This is a genomic window from Streptomyces mesophilus, from assembly GCF_040300965.1.
In the GTDB taxonomy this organism is placed as follows: domain Bacteria; phylum Actinomycetota; class Actinomycetes; order Streptomycetales; family Streptomycetaceae; genus Streptomyces; species Streptomyces mesophilus_A.
Genome location: NZ_JBEPEW010000263.1, coordinates 1 through 5,833, shown reverse-complemented (window position 1 = coordinate 5,833; position 5,833 = coordinate 1). Strand labels below are relative to the sequence as shown.

General features: G+C 71.1%; 8 protein-coding genes. 3 read left to right on the top strand and 5 right to left on the bottom strand.

Features of this window, described 5'->3' with window-relative positions:
- On the bottom strand, positions 1 to 403 hold a 403-nt coding region (locus ABT367_RS40395), incomplete at its 3' end, for a GntR family transcriptional regulator (RefSeq protein WP_352258837.1).
- A 35-nt stretch (positions 404 to 438) separates the two neighbouring features.
- Here ABT367_RS40395 and ABT367_RS40390 point away from each other — a divergent pair.
- Positions 439 to 1,131, top strand: a complete 693-nt coding sequence (locus ABT367_RS40390; RefSeq protein WP_352258835.1) for a pyridoxamine 5'-phosphate oxidase family protein — start codon at positions 439 to 441, stop codon at positions 1,129 to 1,131.
- Between the two features lie 59 nt (positions 1,132 to 1,190).
- Here the strand turns inward: ABT367_RS40390 and ABT367_RS40385 are convergent, their stop codons facing one another.
- From ABT367_RS40385 to ABT367_RS40375, 3 genes are all read right to left on the bottom strand, one after another.
- Positions 1,191 to 2,177: a DMT family transporter gene (locus ABT367_RS40385; protein ID WP_352258833.1), complete on the bottom strand. Its 987-nt coding sequence runs from the start codon at positions 2,175 to 2,177 to the stop codon at positions 1,191 to 1,193.
- Between the two features lie 158 nt (positions 2,178 to 2,335).
- Positions 2,336 to 3,340 (bottom strand): EamA family transporter, encoded by a 1,005-nt coding sequence (locus ABT367_RS40380; protein ID WP_352258831.1) that lies wholly within the window; start codon positions 3,338 to 3,340, stop codon positions 2,336 to 2,338.
- 125 nt (positions 3,341 to 3,465) lie between these two features.
- Complete coding sequence (locus ABT367_RS40375) at positions 3,466 to 4,026, bottom strand: Clp protease N-terminal domain-containing protein (RefSeq protein WP_434975650.1); 561 nt, start codon at positions 4,024 to 4,026, stop codon at positions 3,466 to 3,468.
- A gap of 266 nt (positions 4,027 to 4,292) precedes the next feature.
- On the opposite strand from ABT367_RS40375, the gene ABT367_RS40370 reads away from it, so the two are divergent.
- Together ABT367_RS40370 and ABT367_RS40365 are read left to right on the top strand one after the other, a co-directional pair.
- Positions 4,293 to 4,529: a hypothetical protein gene (locus ABT367_RS40370; protein ID WP_352258841.1), complete on the top strand. Its 237-nt coding sequence runs from the start codon at positions 4,293 to 4,295 to the stop codon at positions 4,527 to 4,529.
- Between the two features lie 163 nt (positions 4,530 to 4,692).
- Positions 4,693 to 5,121: a type II toxin-antitoxin system Rv0910 family toxin gene (locus ABT367_RS40365; protein WP_352258829.1), complete on the top strand. Its 429-nt coding sequence runs from the start codon at positions 4,693 to 4,695 to the stop codon at positions 5,119 to 5,121.
- A 129-nt stretch (positions 5,122 to 5,250) separates the two neighbouring features.
- On the opposite strand, the gene ABT367_RS40360 is transcribed toward ABT367_RS40365, so the two are convergent.
- Positions 5,251 to 5,833: PadR family transcriptional regulator (locus ABT367_RS40360; protein WP_352258827.1), on the bottom strand; the 583-nt coding region annotated here is incomplete at its 5' end.

Genomic DNA, 5,833 nt, shown 5'->3' with positions numbered 1-5,833 from the left:
GGTCCACGGCTGCCTCGGCGTACATGACCGGCTGCCGGTCGCTGCGCGCGGCCGCCGCGGCGAACGCTCCGGTGAGGGAAGGCAGCAGCGCGGGATCGGGATTGCCGAGCGAGACGTCCCGTACGCCTTCGGGTGCTTCGACCCGGATCGCGTCGCGCGCGGTGCTCGCGGGCCGCGAGCGGACCCGGCTGCCGCGCCTCCCGGCCGTTTCGATCACTCCCCGCTCCCGCAGGGTGCGATACGCCGACGCGACCGTATTCGGATTGACCCCCAGCTCGAGGGCCAACTCCCGCATGGGCGGCAGCACTTGGCCGGGCTCCAGGTCTCCCCTGCCCACGGCGTCCTCGACGCTGGCCGCAATCTCTGCTGCGCGTCGGCCTTCGATCCGATATCCTCCTAGCACAAACATGAGTATGCACTAATGCAATGGAGATCGCAATGAGCGTTGCGCCGGAGACCACGGAGCCGACCACCACCCCGGACTCGTATGCACCGACGGAGCGCACCGTCCCCACCCGCTCCAAGGAGCGCGCGCACTACGACCGGGAATTGGTGCATTCGATACTCGACGAGACCTACCTCTGCCACATGGGCTTCGTCCGCGACGGCGCCCCGGTGGTGCTGCCCACGCTGTACGCGCGGGTCGGCGAGCGACTTTACGTGCACGGGTCGACCGGCTCGCGCCCGCTGCGGATGGCGGGCCAGGCCGACCCGGGCCTGCCCATCTGTCTGACGGTGACGCATGTGGACGGTCTCGTGCTCGCCCGCTCGGCGTTCCACCACTCGCTCAACTACCGCTCCGTGATGGTGCACGGCACCGCCCACCAGGTCACCGATACGCAGGAGAAGCGGCTGGCCCTGGACGCCATCGTCGACCAGGTCGTGGCCGGCCGGGCCGCGGACTCCCGCCCGGCGGACACCAAGGAGCTGGCCGCCACCGCGGTGCTCCGCGTCGACCTGGCCGAGGTCTCCGCGAAGATCCGCACCGGCGGCCCCAACGACGATCCCCAGGAGCTGGAGCTCCCCCACTGGGCCGGCGTGGTGCCGGTGGCCCGCACGTACGGCGCGCCGATTCCCTCCGAGGACCTGGAGCCGGGGGTCGAACTGCCGGAGTATCTGCGCGGCTTGTGAGCGCACGCGTCGCGTGAACACGCAGAAGGGCCGCCCTCCCGTCGAGGGCGGCCCTTGCGCTATGTACGGGCGGCGCTCAGTGATGTACGGGCAGCGCTCCGCGTCTCCGCCACCGCGAGCCCCGCCAGGGCGAGCAGCATCAGCAGGGTGCCCACCACCGTCGCCGCGGTCAGATGCTCACCGAACGCGAGCACCGCGAGGATGGCCGCACTGACCGGTTCGAGCAGCATGATCACGGAGACCGTGGCCGAGCGGACCGCGGCCGCCCCCGCGAAGTACAGGGCGTAGGCCAGCGCGGTCGGTACGGCCGCGACGTACAGCATCAGACCGAGGATCCGGCCGAGTTGATCGGTGTGGGGCAGCAGACCTTCGACGGCCGCGAACGGCAGCAGGCACAGTGCGGCGATCCCGAAGGTCCACACGGTCGTGGTGTGGGTGTCGGCGCCCGAACCGTCCCTGCCCCACCAGCGGGTGAGCAGGGTCATCACGGCGTACCCGGCGGCGGACGCGATCGCGAGCAGGACACCGGCCGGGTCGACCTCGCCCGGACCTCCGCCGCCCTCGCCGAAGACGAGCACGACCAGGCCCGCGAGTGCACCGGCAACGGCCAGGGCGCCGCCGATCCCGAGCCGTTCACCGAGCAGCAACCTGGCCCCCAGCGCGATCAGCACGGGGCCCGCACCGAGCGTGACCACCGTACCGACGGCCAGGCCGGTGGCCGATACGGCGGCGAAGTACGCGGTCTGGAAGACGGCGAGGGCGACACCGAGCGCGATCATCCGCCCCGGCCGCACCTTGGCACGCACCCGGCCGCCGCCGCGCCGCAGCAGCCCGGCCACGAGCAGCAGTACGAGGCCGCCTGCGCAGCGCCAGAACGACAGGGCGACGGGGCGCAGTTCGCTGGACTGGAACACCAGGAGCGCGGCCGCTCCGGCGGTACCCCAGGCGACACCGGCGACGATCAGATAGAGCAGGCCGCGTCCGACGGACAGGGCAGGGGAACCAGGGGCGACGACGGCACCCTGGGTGGAAACAGCATTCGACACGAGGCTCTCCGCACAGGACAGACGAAAAGGACTGTCGTCTGCGGGCAGCCGTCACCGGCCCGGGAACTCCCGGGCGGATCTCGGTGGTTGACTCCGACCGCCCGCGCTAGGCGGCAGGAGGCGGAAGGACAAGCGCTCGTGTGTGCATGATCGCCACCCTACGCTTCGGCCCGGCTCGCGGACAATGCCGTTTCGTCCTGCGGACCGCCCCTCGCGACGGGCTCGGGCGCCGCCTTCACAGGAGTGGCGGACTGGGCGATGAAGGCACCGGTCAGGACGACCGCACCGCCGATGATCTGGGGCGCGGACAGATGCTCGCCGAGCAGGAACCAGGCCAGCACGGTCGCGACGACCGCCTCGAGGTAGGCGACGACTCCGGCCACCTGCGGCGAGAGCCTGCGTACGGAGAGCAGGCCCGTGCCGTACGCGAGCACCGTGGCGATCAGCACCACCCAGCCGAGCAGCAACCATCCCGACACCGCCGTACCGCCCATGTCGGCGCTGCCGGCGAGCACCGACCAGTCCATCTCCCAGGGCCGGGCGATCACCGTCAGGATCAGGGCGCCGATCAGCATGCCGTACGCGATCACGCCGAGCGGGTCCGGGGCCTGTTCGCCCGAGTCGCTGCCGTGGTCGCCGAGGATGAAGTACCCGGCCTGGCAGACCGCGGCGCCGAGACCGAGGAGCACGCCGATCGCGTCGAAGCTGAGCCCCGCCCAGACCTCGACCACACAGGCGAGCCCGCCGACCGCGAGCACCACGCCGACCGCCGCGGCGCGCGTGACGTGCCGGCGCTGGACGAAACGGATCCAGATGAGCACGAGCGCCGGTCCGAGGTACTCGATGAGGAGGGCCACGCCCACCGGGATACGGGAGATCGCCGCGAAGTAGCAGGCCTGGACGCCCGCGACGGCGAACAGGCCGAAACCGGCCAGCAAGGCGGGCCTGCGCACCAGCAGTTGGCGATGGCGCCAGGCCACCGGCAGCAGTACAAGCGCCGCACCCGCCACCCGCAGCCAGACCACATGCAGCGGGTCGAGCCCTGCCGTGATGAGCGGCTTCGCCGCCACGCCGGAGCCGCCGAACGCCAGCGCCGACACCAGAGCGAGCGTCAGTCCGACGCTGCGGCCCCGGTCCCCTTGAATCCCCTTGGACGTAGACACGCGGCCATGATGACAGGCGCCGTCATGAGCGTCACCACCGATACCCCTGACATCTCGGGGAGCGAGACGGGGTCTTCACCAGGTGTCCGAGGGGGATACGTCAACGGCCCGCGCACAGGCGCCGATCAGCCCGTCAGAGGCTCGCCGAACCCCCCGTCGATCCGCTCGATCAAGGTCTGCGGATCCACACCCGACCGGCGCAGGATCTCCACCGCCCGGCAATCGGCATCGGCCGCGAGGGCAGCGAGCACATCGATCCCGTCTGCGCTCTCCCGGCCACCCTCATGGGCGCGCGACCGCGCCAGCTCCATCGCACTCAGCGCCGAGGGCGACCAGCCGGCCCCTTCCCGCGCGCTCCGTTCCCGTACGACCGGAACGGCGCCCGAGTCCTCGACCCTGCCCTGCCAGCGCAGCCCGTAGCCGATGGAGCGCTGCACCAGGAGACCGAGCAGCCGCGCCACCCGCGCACCGTCGTCGAAGACGGCCCGTACCGCCGGATCGGATTCGAGCAGGGAGTGCAGCAGATGGGCCGTGTCGAGCTGGCCGTCTCCCCCGCGCAGGGCACGCCTGCGGGCGCCCGCGATCACCGACTGCAGCTCGGCGTCGAGCTCGCCGTCGGGTTCGGTCCTGGGCGGGCGCGGGTGCGGGAGTCCTTGATCCGCATCCGGCCTGGTGGGGCTGTGCACACCTGCCACCCCATCAGCCCGGCACGCTCCTGGGCATCCCCGCCGGGAAGCATCTTCACGTCCGACACAGGTTGGGGATAGGTGTACGGGTTCTCCTCCTTACGGATGAGATCTCCCCTCCTGGAACGGTGGGGGCGCGCAGACCTTCACCGCACTCCCCCAGCGCAACCATGGACTGTCTGGCTTTCGTCCCCCAGGGCACCCGAGCAACACCAGAGCAGCGCCGCCCAGTTCGCCATCCGGCACGCCCGCCGAAAGGAGTCGTCATGCCCCGAGCCACCCGGCCCGCCCGGCTGCGCGACGCCCCGCCCGAGGAGTGCGGCTGCTGGCTGGTCGCGCTGCCGGCGATCGACGGCAAGCAGTACGTGTACCGGGTCTACGCCCCCGAGGACGCCCTGCCCGCGGACCTGTTCTGGGAGGCGTGGCACTGCCATGATGAGGGCCCGCACCCGCGCGCACTGGATCTCTTCGACGCCGCGGTGATCCGCAGGATCGGCCGCTGAAGCCCTCGGGAGGCAACGGTGAGGGCATCGCCGCGGGTCTCGGAGCACGGGCTCCACAATTTCTGACGAGTCGTCAGTCTTGTAACTTCCCGACTGCGAGGCTACGTTCCGCGACACCGCCGCTGCGCTACCACCGCAGCGCTTGACGAGAAGGGGTGGTCGCATGGCCGAAGTCAGCGCGGAAGCACGCATCGACGCTCCCGCCGAAAAGGTCTGGGAGAAGCTCACTGACTTCTCCGTGTTCGGCGAGTGGAGCGTGACGCACACCGGGTTCCCCAAGGGGGCGCCCGAATCGATCAAGCAGGGCGACACGTTCGAGGAGAGCATGAAGCTCATGGGCTTCCCCGCCGATGCGGTGTGGACGGTGGAGTCCCTCGAGGACGGCCGTTCGTTCACCATCCGCGGCAAGGGCCCGATGGGGGTGAACCTCAAGCAGGCCTACACCCTGACGCCCGACGGCAACGCCACGGTGATGCGTATCGACGGCGAGTTCACGGGTGCGGCCGTGACGCTGATGGCGGGCAAGCTCAAGGACTCGGCGACGGCGGCTCTCAACGAGTCGCTGCGCAAGCTGAACGCGCTCGTCGTCTGAGCCGAGCCCCAAACGACAGGCGCCCCACGCACGTTCGCGTGGGGCGCCTGCCGTTTCACCTGCCGGCCGGACTCAGTCCTCAGCCAGGACTCAGTCCTCAGCCGACCGGACCGGCCTCGGCCGGCCGGCTCAGTCCTCGTCGGCGAGGATCAGATAGAGCTTCTTGCGGGCCTCGTTGACGACCGCAAGCGCCTTCTCCCGCTGCTCCGCGGACCCGGTCTTCCAGACCTGACCGAAGGCCTCCATCAGCCCGAATCCGGCCTGCCGGATCTCATTGACCGTCTCCCAGTCGACGCCGCGGCCGGCATCCTCCCAGGGGGCGTCCGGGCCCTCGTCGGCGGCCGTACGGCCGGCCTCCGTGAGCGAGAACAGCTTCTTGCCGCCCTCGGACTCACTGGTGATCAGGCCCTCGTCCTCGAGCAGCTGAAGGGTCGGGTACACCGACCCCGGGCTGGGCTTCCACGCCCCGCCGCTGCGCTCGGCGATCTCCTGGATCATCTCGTAACCGTGCATCGGCCGGTCCTTCAACAGAGCCAGGATCGAGGCGCGCACATCACCGCGCCGCGCCCGTCCTCGGCCGCCGCCGCGTCCGCGCCCGCCCCAGGGGCCGGGCCCTCCGAAGCCACGGGGGTCGAAGCCGCCGGGCCCGAAGGGTCCGAAGGCACGCCGGCCCTCGCCGCCGCGCGGTCCCTCGAAGCCGCCGCCTCCGGAC